The 605-nt window shown below is 64.6% G+C and carries 2 protein-coding genes; both read left to right on the top strand.

Annotated elements, in window-relative coordinates; translation table 11 throughout:
• Positions 1–137 precede the first annotated feature (137 nt).
• Complete coding sequence (gene flhD / locus VO99_RS27520) at positions 138–425, top strand: flagellar transcriptional regulator FlhD (RefSeq protein ID WP_046116167.1); 288 nt, start codon at positions 138–140, stop codon at positions 423–425.
• A 23-nt stretch (positions 426–448) separates the two neighbouring features.
• A partial coding sequence (locus VO99_RS27515; protein WP_046116166.1) for a FlhC family transcriptional regulator occupies positions 449–605 on the top strand: 157 nt, incomplete at its 3' end.

Raw genomic sequence — 605 nt, 5'->3', positions numbered from 1 at the left:
GTAGGAAGTTGACTGACACGCAACACGAAGAACAGAGACGCGATCCACCGAATACGGCCACTTATTTCACGCTTGTCCGGCTTCTACAGTTCATTCCAACGCAGCGAGACAGCTGCACCCCTACAGGAGAAGCCCCGATGAACGCCACCCAGATCCTCGACGAAATCCGCGAAGCCAATCTCGGCTACCTGATGCTGGCGCAAAGCCTCATCCGCGCCGACCGCGCCCAAGCCCTGGAGCGCCTGGGCATCTCGGAGCAGGTGGCCAGCCGCATCGAGGCCCTGACGGCCACCCAGCTGAGCAAGCTGGCCAGCAGCAACACCTTGCTGGCGCACTGCCAGATGGGCGACGAGACGGTGTTCGAGCTCATCACCCAGCATGCCAAGCCGGTGACCGCGGCCGGCGCCGTGCGCCCGACGGTCTGACCGCCACGCCACCGGAGTACCCCATGGCACGCAGCAAGAGCATCCTCACCGAAGCCCGGCAGATCGAGCGCGCGGTCACCCTCATCCAGCTCGGCGCCCGCATGCAGGTGCTGGAATCGGAGACCGACCTCAGCTACGAGCGGCTGATCCGCCTGTACAAGGAAGTGGCGGGCAAGAGCC

Origin of the sequence: Aquincola tertiaricarbonis (genome assembly GCF_000969605.1) — a bacterium.
Classification (GTDB): Bacteria; Pseudomonadota; Gammaproteobacteria; order Burkholderiales; family Burkholderiaceae_C; genus Aquincola; species Aquincola tertiaricarbonis.
Note: the sequence above shows the minus strand (reverse complement) of the source record. Positions and strands in the feature narration are given on the sequence as shown.